Consider the following 18,104-nt stretch of genomic DNA (forward strand, 5'->3'; position numbering starts at 1 on the left):
GGGTCCGGTTGCGGGGGACGCCGTAAACCCATCCATGGGGGCTTGGCCGCGGCATCCATGCCGCGGACACCCCCGCAACCGGACCCACCCCGCCTTCGACAGGTTCCGCGATCGGTTGGAATGGCATTGCCTGCTCTTGGTGGGTGTCGACCTTGGTCGACACGCAGATCCACGCCATGCGTGGATGAATCTCCGCGATTGAAAATCGCTCAAGCGATCTCGTACAACTCCAGCGGTAGGTCGTCGGGGTCGGCGAAGAAGGTGAAGCGGCGGCCGGTGTATTCGTCCACGCGGATCGGTTCGCAGGCTATGCCATGCGCGGCCAGGCGCTGGATGAAGGGTTCCAGCATGGCGACGCGGAATGCGAGGTGGCGCAGGCCCTGGGCTTCCGGGCGGCTGGGACGGGGCGGCGGGGAAGGGAAGGAGAACAGTTCCAGCTGGCTGCCGTCGGGCAGTGCCAGGTCCAGCTTCCAGGAGTCGCGCGCGCTGCGGTGGTTCTCGGCCAGCACGCGCAGGCCGAGGATGCGCACGTAGAAGTCTTTCGAGCGCGCGTAGTCGCTGCAGATCAGTGCGGCGTGGTGGATGCCCAGCAGGGCGCAGGCGTCATCGCTCATTGCAGGGTGTCCAGCCAGCGCTGGGCAATCTTCTGCGCCAGCGGATAGGGTTCGGGGTCGTTGCGGTTGCTCAGCACGATCACGGTCAGGTGCTTTTCCGGATGGCGCACGATCACGTTGCGGAAACCGATGCTCTCGCCGCTGTGCCATTGCACCGGCCCGTTCAGGCGCCAGCCGAAGCCGTAGTGCGGCACGTCGGCTTCGGGCGTCGACGTGGCCGGGCTGAACATCGCGCGGCGCGAGGCCTTCGACAGCAGGCGGTCGTCATACAGCGCGGCATCCCAGCGGGCGAGGTCGTCCAGCGAGGAATAGATGCCGCCATCACCCAGCACGGCGCTGGTGGTGCTCTGGTCGGTGCGTTGCCAGTGGCCGTCCAGCTCGCTGTAGCCATAGGCGCGCTGAGCCACCACATCGACGCCGTCCTGGTGGGCCACGGTATGGGCCATGCCCAGCGGGCGGAAGATCCGCTGTTGCAGGAAGCCCGCGAAATCCTGGCCGGAGGCGCGGCCGACGATCAGCGCCAGCAGCGCGTAGCCACTGTTGCTGTAGCGGTATTGCGTGCCGGGTGCGAAGTTCAAGCGGTCCGCGCGCGACAGCAGGGCCAGCACATCGGCATCGTGCACCTGGCGGGTGCCGGCCGGGTCCATCAGGTCTTCGTAATCGAGCAGGCCACTGGTGTGCGAGAGCAGTTGGCGGATCGTGATGTCCGCCGCCACCGGGGGCAGCTCCGGCAGCCAACGTCGGGCCGGCTGGTCGAGCCCAAGCCGGCCATCCTCCACCAGCAGCAGCACAGCCGCGGCGGTGAACTGCTTGCTGACCGAGGCCAGCCGGAAGTTGCTGGCCGGAGTGACTGCGGTGCGGTCTTCCACCACCGCCAGGCCATAGCCGCGGCGGAACACCGGTTTGCCGTCGTGCAGCACCAGCACGGCGGCGCCGGGCACCTGGCCGTCGTAGGCCTGCATCAGGCCGTCGATGCCCGTATCCGGTGGGGTCAGCACCGGTGCGGCGGCGCCCGCCAGAGGCAGCAGGCCCAGCACGGCAGCGAACAGGGCGACGGCAGGGCGCATGACGGCTCCAGAGGGGTCAGGGCGAAGGCGTGGGCGTGGTGCTGGCCGGCTGCGCCATCCAGCGTTCCATCTTGCGGCTCAGTACGTCCAATGGCATCGAGCCGTCCTTCAGCAGTTCGGCGTGGAAACGTCGCAGGTCGAAGGCTGCGCCCTGCCGTGCCTTGGCCTTGTCGCGCAGGGCCACGATGGTGGTCAGGCCGGCCACGTTGGACAGCGCCTGGCCGGGCTGGGCCATGATCCGCTCGACTTCGGCGTTGGCGTCATCGCTGCTCATGTCCACGGTCTTCTGCAGGTAGGCCACGGCCTGTTGCTTGCTCCAGCCCTGCGCGTTCACACCGGTGTCGGCCACTACGCGCGCGGCGCGCAGCAGGCGCGAGTACAGATAACCGATGCGGTCATAAGGGTCGGTGTAGATGCCGAGATCCTCGCCCAGGGTTTCCGCGTACAGGCCCCAGCCTTCGACGAAGGCAAGGTCGCCACCCAGGCGGCGGAAGCGCGGCAGCTTGGCAAGTTCCTGCTGCAGGCCCAGCTGCACGTGGTGGCCGGGAATGGCTTCATGCAGGTACTGCACCGGCACGCTCCAACGCTTGCGGCTGGGCAGGTCTCGGGTGTTGACGTACAGCAGGCCTGGTTGCCCGGCCGGCGACGGCTGGTAGGCCGCCGCAGCGGAGGTGAGTGCACGCTCGGGCTCCACCGCGCGTATTTCCAGTGTGGACTTGGGCAGGGTGTCCAGCACCTGTGGCAGGCGCGCGTTGACCTGCTGCTGCACCTGGCGATAGCGGTTGATCAACGCATTGGCGTCGCCGTACTGGAACTGGCGGTCGTTGCGCATGCTGCGCAGCAGCTTGGACGGCGTACCGCGCAGCTTGGCGTCCTTCATCACCGTGGCGATCTGAGCCTGCAGCTCCTGCACGCGCTGCTCGCCCAGCGCGTGCAGCTGCGCGGCGGTCTGGTCGCTGGCGGTGGTCTGCACGATCAGGTTGGCATACCAGGCCTGGCCATCGGGCAATGCGCCCAAGCCGCTGCTGGCGCGGGTGGCCGGCAGGTACTCGGTGGCGATGAAGCCGCGCAGGGCACGGTAGGCCGGCATGATGCGCAGTTCGATCATGCGCTTGTACTCAGCACTGATACGCGCCTTGTCCTCGGCTGCGATGGTGTTCGGCATGGTGCGGATCGGCGACCAGAAGATGCTCTCCTCAGCGGTTGGCTTGATCACTGCATCCAACTGCGGAATAACCTTCTCCATCAGGTCGCGCGGCTGCACCACGCCGGCCTTCACGCCCTGCCGCATGTTGTCGATGGCCTGGTCGAACAGCTCGGGAATGCCCAGCGAGCGGCGCGACCAGGTGTCGTAGTCCTGCGCGGTATTGAACGGCTGCGCGCCGGCACCGGAACCGAGGATCGCCATGATGCTGCCGACGTTGTAGTACTGGCTGATCGGCATCATCCAGCTCGGGTAACGCTCGGCGGCCAGCGAGGCGCGCGCATCGCGCACGAAGATCTCGTAGCTGAGCAGGTCCTGGCCCTGCAGGCCGTCATTGCCGAGTTTCTCGACCTTGCCCAGCCATTCGGTAGTGAAGTCGTGCGACTGCTGGCGCCAGGTGGGGGACAGGATGTTGGGCAGCTGGTCGTTGTAGCGGGTCTCGCCCTGGAAGGTGGCCTGCAGCGGATTCAACCGCATCGAGGCATCCCAGTACTCGTCGTACAGGCGCTCCAGCTGCACCTGCTTGGGCACGGCGCGGGCCGGTGCGACGGGACGTGGCGCAGCGCGGCGCGCCGAACTGCCACGGGCCGGCGCGGTGGCGCGGGCGGGCCTGGCCTTGGGCTTGGCGGCCTGGCGGGTCTGCGCGGCGGCAGGGCGGCTGGCCTTCTTCTTCGCTGCTTCGGCCGACGGAACGGCACTGAACAGGAACAACGCGGCGATGGCGGCGGCCAGGGCGCGGGTGGGATGCGGCATCAAGAAGCTTCCGTGGAACACAGACCGTGGAGCTTGCACGATCCGACCGCGTACGGCCAGCGTGAAGGCGCAGTCAGCTTGCCGGCGCTGGGACTTCAGTCAGCCGCGGCGGCGGCACGCAGTGCGGCGGCGCGATCGGCGCCCAGATAGCGGGTGATAGCCCGCCGCATCAGGTACAGCAACGGAATCAGGGCAATCGCAAAGCCCATCTTGTACACGTAGTTGACGCTGGCGACTGCCAGGAACAGCGAGGTCGGCCAGTGTTGCGGGCCCAGCACGAAGGCGATCCAGATCACCACGAAGCTGTCCACCACCTGCGAGATCGCGGTCGAGCCGGTCGCACGCAGCCACACGTGGCGCTCACCGGTAGCCTGGCGGATGCGGTGGAACACCGCCACGTCGATCAGCTGGCCGAGCAGGAAGGCCACCAGCGAACCGGCGATGGTCCACATGCCCTGGCCGAACACCGCAGCGAACGCGGCCTGGTAGTCGGGCACGCCGTAGCCGTTCATCGACGTTACCCACCAGCTGGCCGGTGCCAGCGAGATCGCTGCGAAGGCGAACAGGAAACCGTAGCCGATCAGCACCACCGCCAGCCACGAGATGAAGCGCACGCCGCGCTTGCCGAAGAACTCGTTGATGGTGTCGGTCATGATGAACACCACCGGCCACAACAGGGTCCCGGCGGTGAAGCTGAGCGAGCCGGTCTGGCCGAACAGGTTCCAGTTCAGCGGATCGATGCCGAGCGTGTCTTCGAGGGCGAAGATCTTCACCCCGATCAGCTCGGCCAGCACCGCGTTGCCGCAGAAGAACGCGGCCAGCACGATGAACAACAGGACCGCACGGTCCTGCAGCGGGCGCTCGAATGGCGCCGCGGTCATTCGGCGCGATCGCCGGCGCGGGTGAACGGCACGGTGGGCGGGGCAACCGCGCCGCCGGAGATGATGAAGCTCATCGCCTGGTCCACGGTCCAGTCGGTCGGGGTCAGCAGCTCGACCGGCACGATCTCCAGATAGCCCGAGGTCGGGTTCGGCGTGGTCGGCACGTATACCGCGGCCAGCTCACGATCGGTGCCGTGTTCCTTGATGACCCGGGTCACCAGGCCGACCGACTTCATGTCGCGGTGCGGGAAGTCGATCAGCACCACGCGCTGGGTGCTGCCCGGCTCGGTCTGCAGCATGTCCAGCAGCTTCTTGGCGCTGTCGTAGATGATGCTGGCCAGTGGAATGCGCTTGATGACCGCGCCGACCCAGCGCAGCAGGCGCTGGCCGAGCACGCGGCGGCTGGCCACGCCCACCGCCAGGATCACCAGCAGGGTGGCCAGCAGGGCGATGATGTCCTGGATCCACTCGGCACGGACCCAACCGAGATAATGCGGGAAGTTTGTCGCGATCTGCTCGGACAATGGCACCACCAGCGGACTGGAAATGCCCGACAGCAGCACGAACACGAATTTGACCACGACCCAGGTCAGCCAGATCGGCAGCAGGGTCAGCAGGCCGGTGAGAAACAGGCGCTGCAGGGAGGGGCGGGGGACCAGGGCGGGGGCTTCGAGCGACATGCGCGCATTGTAGCGGTCACTGCCGGTCGATTACGCTGGGTGATCGACTGCGGCAACGGCACATGGAAGGGAAGCTGTGTTGAAGATCCTGCGCGGACTGGGCTGGACCCTGGGCGGCCTGTTGGTGCTGGCGATCGTGGTGTGGTGCGCCTCGCGCATGTGGCCCGTGCCCGAATCGAGGGTGCTGGCGCAGCAGCGACTGGAGGCGCGCCTGCCGGCGACCGGGCGCAATGGCTATGCGCTGTTGTGGACGCTTCCGTTTGACGGGCTGGATGCCCGCCAGCGTGAGCAGGCGCTGGCCGAGGACGCGCGGCGCTGGGCGGCCGACCCGCGGGGCGGCAGTATTGGCCAGACCCACCTGGCGGCCAGCCACGCCGAGCTGCACTCACGGCCAGGTGCCAGTTGCGGGCCGACTGCCAGCAACTGCCTGGCCCAGGTGCGCGCCGACCCGCAACGCTTCGTGGACGCCCACGCCGGGCACCAGCAGTTGCACACGCGCCTGGACCAACTGGCTGAAGCGGACCACTTCGTGTCCCCATTCCAGCCGAAGGGCGAGGGCATTCTCGTCCCGTTGCCGACCTATGGCCTGGTGGTGGACGCCACCAGCGCCCGCGCGCTGGCCTATGTGCAGGGCGACGTCGAGGGTGCGTTGCGCGGCAGTTGCCGTGGCCTGCAGCTGGGCCGTCGGCTGGTGCCCGGGGGCAGCTACCTGGTCGAAAGCATCGTCGGTGCCAGCCTGGTCCAGGCCAACGCCCAGCTGCTGGCCGACATGCTGGTGGAACTGCCCGCCGACCATCCCTTGCCGGTCGAGTGCGAGCAGGCGATGCAGCCGATGCTGGCTGACGAACAAAGTCTGTGCCGCGCGACACAGGGGGAGTACGCAATGAGCCGGGCAGCGATTGAAACCTCGGCGAGCGAATTCGGCGGCGTACTGGTGCTGGACCGCAGCAGCACCCTGGCACGCGTGGCCGGCAATCTCGGCTGGGCCTGTGGTGCCACCGCCATGGCGGCGCTGGAAGCAGATCGACCGTTGCCGGTGCAGGCACCGCCGCAGCGGGATTTCGGTTGCCTGTCCAACGTCATGGGTTGCGTATTGACCGACATTGCGGCGCCGATCTATCCCGCGTATTCGTCCCGGACCCAGGACGCTGCGGCGATGCTGCGCCTGCTGGGTGCACAACGCTGGCTGCGCCAGCAGGCCGGTGATCCGGTCGATGCACTGCAGCGGTTGCCCGCGCAGTTCCGCTCGCCGGTACGCACCCCGCGCCTGTCGGCCGATGGCAGCCGCCTGCAGGTGCCACGCCGCTCGCCGCCGCGCAGCAACGATGAAAGCGCCTGGCTGTCGGTACCACTGGCCGCAGGTGCGCCTTCAACCGCCGCACGCGATTGAGGGCAGGTTCAACCGGCCCCGACCAACGGATCGAATCCCCAGCCATCACCGACCGTTTCAAGCGTCCAGCGCCGACTGCTGCGCAGCGGTTGCCAGCGCACGCTGTCGGTATCGGTCTCGATGCTGCCTTCAACCTGTTTCACCTTGCCGGTGGAAAAGTTGACGCTCAACGACTCGGTCTGCCCGGAGTTGCGCATCACCGAATCGCGGTCATAGCCGATCAGGGCGAAGGCGCCGTTCTGCCAGCGGAAGGTGAACGCGGTCGTGCCCATCGACCAGCTGCCTGCGCTGGCGAACGAAAACAACGCCACCCTCAGCGTGCCGCGCTGGATGCTGACGCCGCCATCTTCGAGCGGATCGCTGAGCACGGGACTTTCCGGGCGCGGAATCAGCTTGTGGTCCTGCGCCGCGAGCACGTAGCCGGACGGGCGCGACCAGGCGATGGCGAGGATGCGCGGATTGCTGTCATACGGAGAAGGACCGAAGCCATCGTGCTCGATGACGTTGCGCGGGTCCTGCTGGCGCAGCACCAGCACCAGGTCGGCGCGACCATCGTGGTCGAGGTCACCTTCCAGTCGGGTTTCCAGCGTCCAGCCCTTGGGCACGAAGCCGGCCGCATCGGCCGCCTGCGCCGGCAGCGTCGGGTACTGCACCGGTGGCACATCCAGTGCGTGGGCGGCGAAGGACAGCGGGGTCAGCAGTGCAGCAAGGGCGAACGGGCGCATTGGAGCCTCCATGGCGGGGAGGCAGAGAATAGCGCCAATGCCGCCGATCAGCGTGCGTGTGGTTTCAACCGCAGGTAGACCTGCTTGCGTACCTGTGCGACCACTTCGCCGCTTTCATCGACCACGTCGTTGCTGAACCAGCGCAGCACCTTGTCGCCGCTGGCCGCTTCGGCGCGCAGTTCGTCCAGCAGTGCGTCATCGATGCGGAACGACGTACGTACGGTGCCGCGGCCGGGCTTGAGGAAATCGATCGCACCGGCACGGTCCCACACGTAGTAGTCGCGGCCGAGGATGTGCAGCAGGCCAAGCATCCAGAACGGATCGGTCATCGCAAACAGGCTGCCGCCGAAATGCGTGCCGACGTAGTTGCGGTTCCAGGGCCGCATGCGCAGTTCGACGTCGATCTGCCGGTAGTCCGGCGAGACCCGGGTGACGTGGATGCCGGTGAACAGGAACGGTGGCCAGAGGTTGATGCCGAAGCGGAACAGGCGGGCGTTCATGCGGGTCCGGGGGGCGCAGGGCGAGGCCTACAGTCTAGCCATTCGCATGCGTATGTTGCACCTGGGCCGGTGTTCAGGCCTCGCCGTCGATCACGTAACCGTCGCGCCCGTTGGCCTTGGCCTGGTACAGGGCGGTGTCGGCACCTTCGACGAAGTCGTGCGGTTGCAGCTCGCCGTCCGGCACGCGGGTGAACACGCCGATGGTGAGGGTGACGCCGGCGTCGCTGCCTTCACCGGGCGCCGGCAACGCCCGCACGCAGGCGATCAGGTCTTCGATCACCAGGCGCGCGCCTTCGGCCGGCGTATCCGGCAGCACCAGCGCGAATTCGTCGCCACCATAGCGTGCGGCCATGTCGCGCGGGCGCCGTGCATGCGCACCGATCAGGCGCGCGACATCGCGCAGCACGCGGTCGCCGACCTGATGGCCGTGGCGGTCGTTGTGACGCTTGAAATGGTCGACGTCGATCAGCGCCAAGCTGAGCGGCTTGCCACTGCGCCGCGCCGCATCGCATTCCTGCTGCAGCGACTGCTCGAAGCGCAGGCGGTTGCCGAGGCCGGTCAGCGCGTCGCGGTTGGCCTGGCGGTGCCAGGCCGAAATCCGCCAGGTCGCCCAGGCCAGCAGCACCAGGGTGATGCCCAGCATGGCGCTGGCCGGGGCCCACCACAGGTCGCTGGCGCGCAGCAGCAGCCAGCTCAGCAGCGGCGCCAGCGGCAGCGAGCACAGCGCAGCCAGCCATGGCAGGCGCAAGCCGAGCAGGATCACGCACAGTGCCACCAGCACGCCGCTGATGGCGTGCTGCCAGAGGCGGGGCAGCAGGTCGATCTGCTTGTGCTGAAGCAGCATCGAAGCGATGTTGGCCTGGTACTCGCTGCCACTCATCCAGAATTCGCGGGTAGTCGGGGTCAGCAGCCGCGGTGCGACGCCGCTGGCGGTCATGCCCACCACGATGCGACGGCCGCGCAGCATGGCCATGTCCACGTGGCCATCGAGCACGTCGGCGTAGGAAACCTGGGGCAGGCGTTCGGGTGGGCCGGCGTAGCGCACCCGCACGTAGTCGTCGCGCCGCCATTGATAGGGCGAGTTCACGCCAGGATCGGGATCGGGCAGTCCGCGTACCGCGCCCGGCGGCAGATCGGCCAGCGCCAGCCCGAGTGCAGGCCAGTGCGCGCGGCCGATGCCTGCGTGCAGGTACACGCCGCGGGCAACGCCATCGCCATCCACTTCGACGTCGGTATGGCCGATCGCCGCCGCGCTGGCTGCGATCCGTGGAATCGGCAGCATTTCCTCGGCCATGCGATCACCCGCTGCGGGCGCCGCCAGGACTGGCAGCACGACCCTGCCGTTGCGCCGGATGGCCGCCGCCAACTGTTCATCCTGGCGGCTGTCACGGCGATCAGGTTCGGACAGCATCAGGTCCAGCGCCACGCGCTCGGCACCGGCATCGGTCAGGCGATCCAGCAACCGCGCATGGATCGAGCGCGGCCATGGCCACTGGCCGATGCGCTGCAGGCTGCCCTCGTCGATGGCCACGATCAGTACGCTGGGATCGGGACGGTAATCCCAATTGCCGACCATGGCGTCGTAGGCGGCTTCGTCCTGTCGCCACAACCATTGGCCATGGCTGGCCACGATCGTCAGTATTCCTGCCAGCAGCGCCAGCACGATCCGCTTCGACCATGGAAGCGGCGACCGCCTCACAACAACAACCACAGCAGCAGGGCGCCACCACCGGCGCCGTAGCACAGGCGGCAGGGCAGCTTGATCTGCTGGGCAGGGGAATACTCGCCAGCGTGGCCGTCGTCATCGATGTACTGCACGCGCACGTGCAGGGTGCCGCTCCACGGCCGCTTGAAGCTGACCTGCGGCTCGGTCACGGTTTCGTCGACGAGCGGCGCCTTGAAGTCGCCATGGCGATCCACCTGCACCCGGTAGCGCTGGCCCTCGCTGCCGGCCTGCCAGCGCAGGGTCAGCGCGCCATGCGCGGCTTCGGGTGGTTGCAGGGCGGGATCGACCGGTTCATTGCTCAGTTGCAGCGGCAGTGCCTGGCCGTAGCGGCCCTGGTGTTCGTTGCCATCGCGCGAGGCCACCCGCCAGAAGTACTGGCCCGGCGGCAGGGGCTGTGCCAGGCGCAGGTCGGTGTTCTGAGTGGTCTGTTCCTGCAACGGCTGCTGGAAGGTCGGTTCGGCGGCGATCTGCAGCACGCTGCTGTGCGCGCCGGGGGCCTGGCTCCAGCGGAAACGCGGGCGGTCACTGTTGATCGTCTGGCCGTGCAGCGGTGCGACCGTCAACGGCGGTGGCGGCTGGTCGCTGAGTTCGAAATCGGCACTGGCATCGAGGCCTTCCACGCCCTGGGCATCGACGGCGCGCAGCAGGATGCGCAGCTGGCCCGGTGGCAGGTCGCCGATCGACAGGCGGGTGTCGGTGGTGGTGGCGGCGAACAGCAGGATCTCCGGTGTCGCCGCCTGTACCACTTCAACGCGGTACTGCGCGGCGCCGTCGACCGGCTCCCAGGCCAGTCGGGTCGGCAGCGGCGCCAGGCGCAGTTCATCGTTGCGCAGCTGCGGCGCAGGCAGCAGGGCGGAGACCGCACCGGGCGCGCTATCGGCGCTGCTGCTGCGGCTGGCGTGGCCAGGCTTGACCAGCTGCCGGCCATGGCTGTTGCCGACCTGTACCTTGCCCTGCAGGACTTCAGTGGCGGCAACATGCTGGGTGTCGCCGGCACTGACCCGGAACACGGTGCCGCGAACGCTGCTGGTCGCGGTGGGTGCGTCGATGATGTAACGCGACGCAGGACCGCGGGCTGGCGTCACGCGGTTGCTGGCGCGGCCCTGCTGCAGGCGCAGGCGGGTGTCGACCATACCGGTGTGGCCGTAGCGGCTGAGCTGGTCCAGGCGCAAACGGGAATATTCGCGCAACTGCAGGCGCGAGGCATCGGCAAATTCGAGAGTGACGCTGGAATCGCCTTCGGTCTCGATGGTGTCACCGATGTGCAACTGCTCGCCGGCCAGAATGGCGCGGGTAGCCCTGCCATCGGCGCCGGACAGTTCGACCTTGCCGCGTACCGACAGCACCCGGGCCGGCGCCGGTTCGATGCGCAGCCAGCTGATCGGGAAACGCAGCAGCTGGCCGGGCGGCAACTGGTAGGGGTTGTCGATGCGGTTGTGCTGCTGCAGCTGCTGCCAGCGCACCGAGGGCTTGAGGTAAACGCCACCAAGGTCCCACAGGGTATCGCCGGGGCGGACCCGGTAGTTCCAGTCCTGGGCCGCAGCCACGGTCGGCAGCAGGAGGAGGGCGCAGAGCAGCGCACCCTTGAAGCGCATGGCAAACGACAGCGAGCGGACGAAGGTCACAGTTGGCAATCCCGGCAATGCGGGGGCGCAGCTGCAAGACCCCATGGCCCCGACCTCATCCCCCCGAACGGATCGTGGCGACCGTACGGCCGCCATCCCGCGCATTATTGCCCGCGTTCAGTGCAGGGATTCTGAACGAAGCGGGCTCCCGTTCAGAACAGCAGGGACGCCATCCGGCGGCGGTACTGCCCGACCAGGTCCTCGTCGGAGATCACATTGAAGGCGTCGATCAGCGCTTTGCGCGGCAGCCCTTCCTCGAAACCACGGTCGATCCGCAGCATTTCCAGGAACTGTTCCAGCGCGGCTTCGTCGTGGCCGCCAAGCAGCAGCTGCACGCCGCGCAGGTGGCGGGCCTTGAGGTCCTTGCCGTCGGCGGCAATTCGCGCTTCCAGCACCTCGGCGGCCGGGGCGTCCTTCAACGCAGCGGCAAATGCCAGGCGGGCGCGGCCGCGCACGGCGCGATCATCGGTGGCCAGGTTGGCCGGCAGGCCATCGATCAGCGTGCCGGCTTCGTCCACGCCGCCGATCTGCAGCAGGGCCAGGGCCAGGTCCAGCTTCAGCTCATCCTTGTCCGGCTCGGCGGCGATCTGCGCACGCAGCACGTCCACCTGTGCCTGCGGGTCCAGCGGCGCGTCGTCCTCGGTGAGGGTGTCACCAGCATCGGCCGGCACCACACCGTGCTGGGCCAGGAACTCACGCAGCTGGCCTTCGGGAATGGCGCCGGGGAAGCCGTCCACCAGTTGGCCGCCCTTGACCAGGAACACGGTGGGCACCGAACGGATCTGGAAAGCGGCGGCGATCTGCTGTTCGGCGTCGACATCGACCTTGGCCAGCTCGAAGGCGCCGTTGTATTCAGCGGCCAGCTTTTCCAGCATCGGGCCCAGGGTCTTGCAGGGCCCGCACCAGGTCGCCCAGAAGTCCACCAGAACCGGGGTCTGCAGCGACTTCTGCAGGACTTCGGCCTCGAAAGTCGCAGTGGTGGCGTCAAATACGTAGGTCGTCTCGGTCATGGGGGAGGCATCGCTTGGCGTCTGGAGACCGATTCTATGGTGACGATCGATGCCGGTCTCAACCCGGGTTGCGGCAAATACCTGACAATGCAGCCTTCCCATAGACGTCGTTTCCGGAGCCCGCATGTCGCCCCTGTCACCGTTGCTGCGCCTGTCCGGTCTGGCTGCCGCGCTGTTGTTCGTAGTGGCGGTGCTGGGTTTCGGCGCCGGCCTGGACGGCTACGCGCAGGCGCGCCACCCTGTGGCGCTGCTGGGTGCGCAGGGCGTGCCGCACGCGCTGGCCTTCAATCTGCTGGGCTTCGTGCTGCCGGGCCTGCTGGCGGTGGTGGTTGCCGAGTGCCTGCGCCGGCGCCTGCCGGCCACGGCCAGCTGGGCGCCGCGGGTCGGCAGCCAGATGCTGCTGCTGGCCGGGCTGGCGTTCGCCGCGATGGGCCTGCTGCCGCTGGACGTGGACGATCTGCACGGGCCGGCCAGCCAGCTGCACGCCAGTGCCTGGATGGTCTGGGTGCTGGGCTTCGTCGCCGGCACCCTGTTGCTGGGCATCTCCCAGCTGCGCCAGGCGCGCGGCCGCGCGCTGGGCGGGGCGGCGGTTGCCTGCGGCGTACTGGCGGCGTTGGCGGCTTTCGCCCTGCAGGGCGTACTGCCGGCACCGCTGGCGCAGCGGGTCGCTTTTGCCTGCTGGGCGGTCTGGCTGGCGCTGGCCCTGCCGCTGTCGCGGCCACGCTGAGACAGGTTCCGGGCGCTGGCGGCGCCTGCGTCGGGCGAGCAGGATTGGAGCCATTTGCCGCACTGCGGTACGCTGTACCGCTTTGCCGCCGCAACCGCGTGTTACATGACCAGCGTCGAACCCAACGTTTACGATCCGCAGCAGGTTGAATCCGCCGCCCAGCAGTACTGGGATGCCACCCGTGCCTTCGAGGTCGATGAAGCCTCGGACAAGCCGAAGTACTACTGCCTGTCGATGCTTCCGTACCCGTCCGGCGCGCTGCACATGGGTCATGTGCGCAACTACACGATCGGCGACGTGATCAGCCGCTACAAGCGCATGACCGGCCACAACGTGCTGCAGCCAATGGGCTGGGACGCATTCGGCCTGCCGGCGGAAAACGCTGCAATCAAGAACAAGACCGCGCCGGCGGCGTGGACCTACAAGAACATCGATCACATGCGCACCCAGCTGAAGTCGCTGGGCTACGCCATCGACTGGTCGCGCGAATTCGCCACCTGCCGCCCGGATTACTACGTCCACGAGCAGCGCATGTTCACCCGCCTGATGCGCAAGGGCCTGGCCTACCGCCGCAACGCGGTGGTGAACTGGGACCCGGTCGACCAGACCGTGCTGGCCAACGAGCAGGTCATTGATGGCCGCGGCTGGCGCTCCGGTGCGCTGGTCGAGAAGCGCGAGATCCCGCAGTGGTTCCTGCGCATCACCGACTACGCCCAGGAGCTGCTGGACGGCCTGGACGAGCTGGACGGCTGGCCTGAATCGGTCAAGACCATGCAGCGCAACTGGATTGGCCGTTCCGAGGGCCTGGAAATCCAGTTCGACGTGCGTGATGTCGACGGTGGCGTGCTGGACCCGCTGCGCGTGTTCACCACCCGTCCGGACACCGTGATGGGCGTGACCTTCGTGTCGATCGCCGCCGAGCATCCGCTGGCACTGCACGCGGCGAAGAACAACCCCGATCTGGCGGCACTGCTGGCCGACCTGAAGCAGGGCGGCGTGTCCGAGGCCGAGCTGGAAACCCAGGAAAAGCGCGGCATGGACACCGGCCTGCGCGCCATCCATCCGGTCACTGGCGAGCAGGTGCCGGTATGGGTCGCCAACTTCGTGCTGATGGGCTACGGCACCGGTGCGGTGATGGCCGTTCCCGGCCATGACCAGCGTGACAACGAAGTGGCCAACAAGTACGGCCTGCCGATCGTGCAGGTCATCGCGCTGAAGGATCCGCGCAGCGAAGAAGAGCGCAACTGGGACGCCACCCGCTGGCAGGACTGGTACAGCGACAAGAACCGTGCCTTCGAGCTGGTGAACTCGGCCGAGTTCGATGGCCTGGACTTCCAGGGGGCCTTCGAAGCCCTGGCCGAGCGTTTCGAGCGCAAGGCGCAGGGCCAGCGCCGCGTCAACTACCGCCTGCGCGACTGGGGCGTGAGCCGCCAGCGTTACTGGGGCTGCCCGATTCCGGTGATCTACTGCGCCAAGTGCGGCGCGGTGCCGGTGCCGGAAGAACAGCTGCCGGTGGTGCTGCCGGAAGACGTGGCCTTCGCCGGTACCGGCTCGCCGATCAAGACCGATCCGGAATGGCGCAAGACCACCTGCCCGGAATGCGGCGGCGCGGCCGAGCGCGAAACCGACACCTTCGACACCTTCATGGAGTCGAGCTGGTACTACGCCCGTTACACCTCGCCCGGTGCGCGTGATGCGGTGGACAAGCGCGGCAACTACTGGCTGCCGGTTGACCAGTACATCGGCGGCATCGAGCACGCGATCCTGCACCTGATGTACTTCCGCTTCTACCACAAGCTGCTGCGCGACGCGCGGATGGTGGACAGCAATGAACCGGCACGCAACCTGCTGTGCCAGGGCATGGTGATCGCCGAAACCTATTACCGCCCGAACGCGGACGGTTCCAAGGACTGGATCAACCCGGCCGACGTGGACGTGCAGCGTGACGAGCGCGGCCGCATCACCGGCGCCACCCTGATCGCCGATGGCCAGCCGGTGGTGGTCGGTGGCACCGAGAAGATGTCCAAGTCGAAGAACAACGGCGTGGACCCGCAGGCGATGGTCGGCAAGTACGGCGCCGATACGGTGCGCCTGTTCTCGATGTTCGCCGCGCCGCCGGAACAGTCGCTGGAGTGGAACGAAGCGGGCGTGGACGGCATGGCCCGCTTCCTGCGTCGCTTGTGGGCGCAGGTACAGAAGCACGCTGCCGACGGTGCCGTACCGGCGCTGGACGCGGCCGTGCTGGACGCCAGCCAGAAGGCGCTGCGCCGCAAGACCCACGAAACCATCGGCAAGGTCGGCGACGACTACGGCCGCCGCCACAGCTTCAACACCGCCATCGCTGCAGTGATGGAGCTGATGAACGCGCTGGCCAAGTTCGACGATGGCAGCGACCAGGGCCGAGCGGTACGCCAGGAAGCGCTGCAGGCCATCGTGCTGCTGCTCAATCCGATCACCCCGCACGCCAGCCACGCACTGTGGCAGGTGCTGGGCCACGGCGAGACGCTGTTGGAAGACCAGCCGTTCCCGCAGGCCGACGCTGCCGCGCTGGTGCGCGATGCGCTGACCCTGGCCGTGCAGGTCAACGGCAAGCTGCGTGGCACGATCGAGGTGGCCGCCGATGCCGCGCGCGAGCAGGTGGAGGCACTGGCCCTGGCCGAGCCGAACACCGCCAAGTTCATGGAAGGCCTGACGGTGCGCAAGATCATCATCGTCCCCGGCAAGATCGTGAACATCGTCGCTGCCTGATGCTTCCCGCACCGGCCGCCCACGGGTGGCCGGTGCTCTTTCCGGTACAGGGCCAGGCACTTGATGGCCCTGCATTCACGCGGCTTCGGGCAGGCTGTGTGTTGCCGTGATCGCCCGGCTCCGCCAGACTGTCTCCATGACCCGAATCCTGCTTGCCCTCGTTCTTGTCCTCGGCCTTGCCGGCTGCGGTTTCCATCTGCGCAGCAAGCTGATGCTGCCGACCGACACGGCACCGGTGAAGGTGGTCTCCACCGCGCCGTACAGCGAACTGGTCAAGCTGCTCAACCGCAGCCTGCTGGCGTCCGGCGCCAGGTTGGCCGATGAGGACAGCAAGGAGCCCAGTGCCCAGCTGCAGGTGCTGTCCGAGCGCTGGGGTGATCTGCCGATCGCCATCGATTCGCAGGGCCGTGCACAGGAATACAGCCTGCGCTACGCAGTGATTTTCATCTTCCGCCGCGAGGACGGCAGCGAGCTGGTGCCGCAGCAGGTGATCGAACTGTCGCGCGACTACGTGTCGCCGCCGACCGACGCCACCGGTACCACCACCGAACGCGAAATCCTGGCCAATGAGCTGCGCCGCGAGATGTCGGCCTCGATCATCCGCCGCATCGACAGCGTGGTCCGCGCCGAGATCGAGAAGGGTGGCAGCTTGTCGGCACCGAAGACCGCGCCGGTCGAAGATGCGGTGCCGGCCGGGCCGGCACCTGCAGTGAAGCACTGAGCCGCGACGATGGAACTGCGTCCGGAGCAGCTGGCCAGCCAGGGCGCTGATACCGCGCTGGCGCCGGTCTATCTGATTGCCGGGCCGGAAACCCTGCGCGTGCTGGAGGCGGCGGATGCCATCCGCGCGCGCGCGCGCGCCGCTGGCATCGGCGAGCGCGAGGTGTTCGACGCGGACGGCCGTGATTTCGACTGGAACCAGCTCGACGCAACATTCAACGCGCCCAGCCTGTTCAGCGCCCGCCGCCTGGTCGAGGTGCGCCTGCCCAGCGGCAAGCCGGGCAAGGACGGGGCCGAGGTGATCAGCCAGTTCTGTGCCAACCCGGCGCCGGACGTGGTGCTGATGATCACCGCCAACGAATGGAGCAAGGCCCACCAGGGCAAGTGGGCCGAGGCGGTCAACCGTATCGGCGTGCTGTCGGTCGCCTGGGCGATCAAGCCGCATGAACTGCCGGACTGGATCGAGCGCCGCCTGCGTGGCAAGGGTCTGCGCGCCGATCCGGCCGCGGTGCAGCGGCTGGCCGAACGGGTGGAAGGCAATCTGCTGGCTGCCGCGCAGGAGATCGACAAACTGGCGCTGCTGGCCGATGGCCAGCCGCTGGATGTAGAACGGATGGAGTCGCTGGTGGCCGATGCGGCCCGCTACGACGTGTTCCGGCTGGTGGAGGCCACCTTCTCCGGCCAGGCGCCGGCGGTGCTGCGCATGCTGGCGGGCCTGCGTGGTGAAGGCGAGGCCGTGGCGGCACTGATGCCGATCGTGATCCGCGAACTGCTGGCCGGTGCCGGCCTGGCACGGGTGCAGGCGCGTGGCGGCAATCTGGCCGCCGAAATGAAGTCCCGTGGTATCTGGGAATCGCGGCAGGCGCCGTACAAGCGCGCGCTGCAGCGGCACCCGGAAGGCAAGCGCTGGGAACGCTTCGTGGCGGAGGCCGGGCTGGTCGACCGCATCGCCAAGGGACGCGCCGACGGCGATGCCTGGCTGGCGCTGGAGCGCCTGCTGGTGGCCGTGGCTGAAGCGCGTGCCGTGCGCCTGCTGGCGCGGGCCTGAGCAATGAGCCTGCGGATCTATTACGGGGGCACCTTTGATCCGGTGCACCTCGGCCACCTGGCGATCGCGCGCGCAGCGCGTGACGAACTGCAGGTGGCGGTGCGCATGATGCCCGCGGCCGACCCCCCGCACCGTGCGCTGCCCGGTGCCAGCGCCGAACAGCGCTGCACCATGTTGTCGCTGGCCATCGGCGACGAGCCGGGCCTGCTGCTGGACCGCCGCGAACTGGATCGAGCTGAACGCTTTCCCGGTCGCCCGTCCTATACCGTTGATACCCTGCGCGACCTGCGCGGGGAGCTTGGCCCGAGCCGGCCGCTGGCCTGGCTGGTGGGGGCCGACAGCCTGCTTGGCCTGCCCAGCTGGCACGAGTGGCAAGACCTGTTCGGGTTGGCCCATTTCGTGGTGGCAGAGCGCCCCGGCAGCCCGTTGCAGGCCTCGGTGGACGGCGAGCTGGGCCGGGCACTGGAGGGGCGCTGGGCCGACAGCGAGCAGGCTCTGTTTTCCAGCCCGGCCGGCCGTATCCTGCGCCTGCACCATCCCCTGCGCGCAGAATCGGCCAGTGCTGTGCGTGCCCAGATTGCCGCCTCCGGCCCCTGGCGGGCGCTGCTGCCGCCGGCCGTGGCCGACTACGTCGCTGCACACGGCCTGTACCGCCCGGCCACGCCGTGAATGGCGCGGCAGCAGCA

16 protein-coding genes are annotated in these 18,104 nt (G+C 68.1%); 6 read left to right on the top strand and 10 right to left on the bottom strand.

From position 1 onward, the window contains the following. Window positions 1-209: 209 nt before the first annotated feature. The 5 genes from gloA2 to DI041_RS11545 form a co-directional block, all read right to left on the bottom strand. Window positions 210-614: an SMU1112c/YaeR family gloxylase I-like metalloprotein gene (gene gloA2 / locus DI041_RS11525; RefSeq protein WP_136639638.1), complete on the bottom strand. Its 405-nt coding sequence runs from the start codon at window positions 612-614 to the stop codon at window positions 210-212. Next, a complete protein-coding gene (locus DI041_RS11530) occupies window positions 611-1,681 on the bottom strand; it encodes a serine hydrolase domain-containing protein (RefSeq protein WP_046983547.1) in 1,071 nt (356 codons plus the stop codon). Before DI041_RS11530 ends, gloA2 begins: the two co-directional genes overlap by 4 nt. Before the next feature lie 16 nt (window positions 1,682-1,697). Then, complete coding sequence (locus tag DI041_RS11535; RefSeq protein ID WP_136639639.1) at window positions 1,698-3,638, bottom strand: DUF885 domain-containing protein; 1,941 nt, start codon at window positions 3,636-3,638, stop codon at window positions 1,698-1,700. Window positions 3,639-3,733: 95 nt separating this feature from the next. Further along, entirely contained in the window at window positions 3,734-4,519 is a 786-nt protein-coding gene (locus tag DI041_RS11540) for a queuosine precursor transporter (protein WP_046983549.1), read from the bottom strand. Continuing rightward, window positions 4,516-5,199: a DUF502 domain-containing protein gene (locus DI041_RS11545; RefSeq protein WP_046983550.1), complete on the bottom strand. Its 684-nt coding sequence runs from the start codon at window positions 5,197-5,199 to the stop codon at window positions 4,516-4,518. The genes DI041_RS11540 and DI041_RS11545 overlap by 4 nt, the downstream gene beginning before the upstream one ends. A 76-nt stretch (window positions 5,200-5,275) precedes the next feature. Here DI041_RS11545 and DI041_RS11550 point away from each other — a divergent pair, with 76 nt between their 5' ends. Beyond that, on the top strand, window positions 5,276-6,589 hold the full coding sequence (locus DI041_RS11550; protein ID WP_136639640.1) for a hypothetical protein: 1,314 nt from the start codon (window positions 5,276-5,278) through the stop codon (window positions 6,587-6,589). Window positions 6,590-6,597: 8 nt separating this feature from the next. On the opposite strand, the gene DI041_RS11555 is transcribed toward DI041_RS11550, so the two are convergent. The 5 genes from DI041_RS11555 to trxA form a co-directional block, all read right to left on the bottom strand. Further along, complete coding sequence (locus DI041_RS11555; RefSeq protein WP_046983552.1) at window positions 6,598-7,314, bottom strand: hypothetical protein; 717 nt, start codon at window positions 7,312-7,314, stop codon at window positions 6,598-6,600. Between the two features lie 47 nt (window positions 7,315-7,361). Further along, the gene (locus DI041_RS11560) at window positions 7,362-7,814 is read right to left on the bottom strand and encodes a DUF4442 domain-containing protein (protein WP_046983553.1); all 453 of its coding nucleotides are present in this window, start codon (window positions 7,812-7,814) and stop codon (window positions 7,362-7,364) included. Window positions 7,815-7,887: 73 nt separating this feature from the next. Further along, window positions 7,888-9,513 carry a CHASE2 domain-containing protein gene (locus tag DI041_RS11565; RefSeq protein WP_136639641.1) on the bottom strand — a complete coding sequence of 542 codons (1,626 nt, stop codon included), beginning with the start codon at window positions 9,511-9,513 and terminating at the stop codon, window positions 7,888-7,890. Then, entirely contained in the window at window positions 9,510-11,210 is a 1,701-nt protein-coding gene (locus DI041_RS11570; RefSeq protein ID WP_136639642.1) for a FecR family protein, read from the bottom strand. The genes DI041_RS11565 and DI041_RS11570 overlap by 4 nt, the downstream gene beginning before the upstream one ends. A gap of 107 nt (window positions 11,211-11,317) precedes the next feature. After that, complete coding sequence (trxA, locus tag DI041_RS11575; protein ID WP_046983556.1) at window positions 11,318-12,175, bottom strand: thioredoxin; 858 nt, start codon at window positions 12,173-12,175, stop codon at window positions 11,318-11,320. 124 nt (window positions 12,176-12,299) lie between these two features. On the opposite strand from trxA, the gene DI041_RS11580 reads away from it, so the two are divergent. The 5 genes from DI041_RS11580 (at window position 12,300) to nadD (ending at window position 18,087) form a co-directional block, all read left to right on the top strand. After that, window positions 12,300-12,902 carry a DUF998 domain-containing protein gene (locus DI041_RS11580; RefSeq protein ID WP_136639643.1) on the top strand — a complete coding sequence of 201 codons (603 nt, stop codon included), beginning with the start codon at window positions 12,300-12,302 and terminating at the stop codon, window positions 12,900-12,902. Window positions 12,903-13,007: 105 nt separating this feature from the next. Continuing rightward, the gene (leuS, locus tag DI041_RS11585) at window positions 13,008-15,650 is read left to right on the top strand and encodes a leucine--tRNA ligase (protein WP_136639644.1); all 2,643 of its coding nucleotides are present in this window, start codon (window positions 13,008-13,010) and stop codon (window positions 15,648-15,650) included. Window positions 15,651-15,786: 136 nt separating this feature from the next. Further along, window positions 15,787-16,371 (top strand): LPS-assembly lipoprotein LptE, encoded by a 585-nt coding sequence (locus tag DI041_RS11590; protein WP_046983559.1) that lies wholly within the window; start codon window positions 15,787-15,789, stop codon window positions 16,369-16,371. 9 nt (window positions 16,372-16,380) lie between these two features. Beyond that, the gene (gene holA / locus DI041_RS11595; protein ID WP_046983560.1) at window positions 16,381-17,418 is read left to right on the top strand and encodes a DNA polymerase III subunit delta; all 1,038 of its coding nucleotides are present in this window, start codon (window positions 16,381-16,383) and stop codon (window positions 17,416-17,418) included. A 3-nt stretch (window positions 17,419-17,421) separates the two neighbouring features. After that, entirely contained in the window at window positions 17,422-18,087 is a 666-nt protein-coding gene (nadD, locus tag DI041_RS11600) for a nicotinate-nucleotide adenylyltransferase (RefSeq protein WP_046983561.1), read from the top strand. Window positions 18,088-18,104: the final 17 nt, after the last annotated feature.

This window comes from Stenotrophomonas maltophilia, from assembly GCF_004920835.1.
In the GTDB taxonomy this organism is placed as follows: domain Bacteria; phylum Pseudomonadota; class Gammaproteobacteria; order Xanthomonadales; family Xanthomonadaceae; genus Stenotrophomonas; species Stenotrophomonas maltophilia_AQ.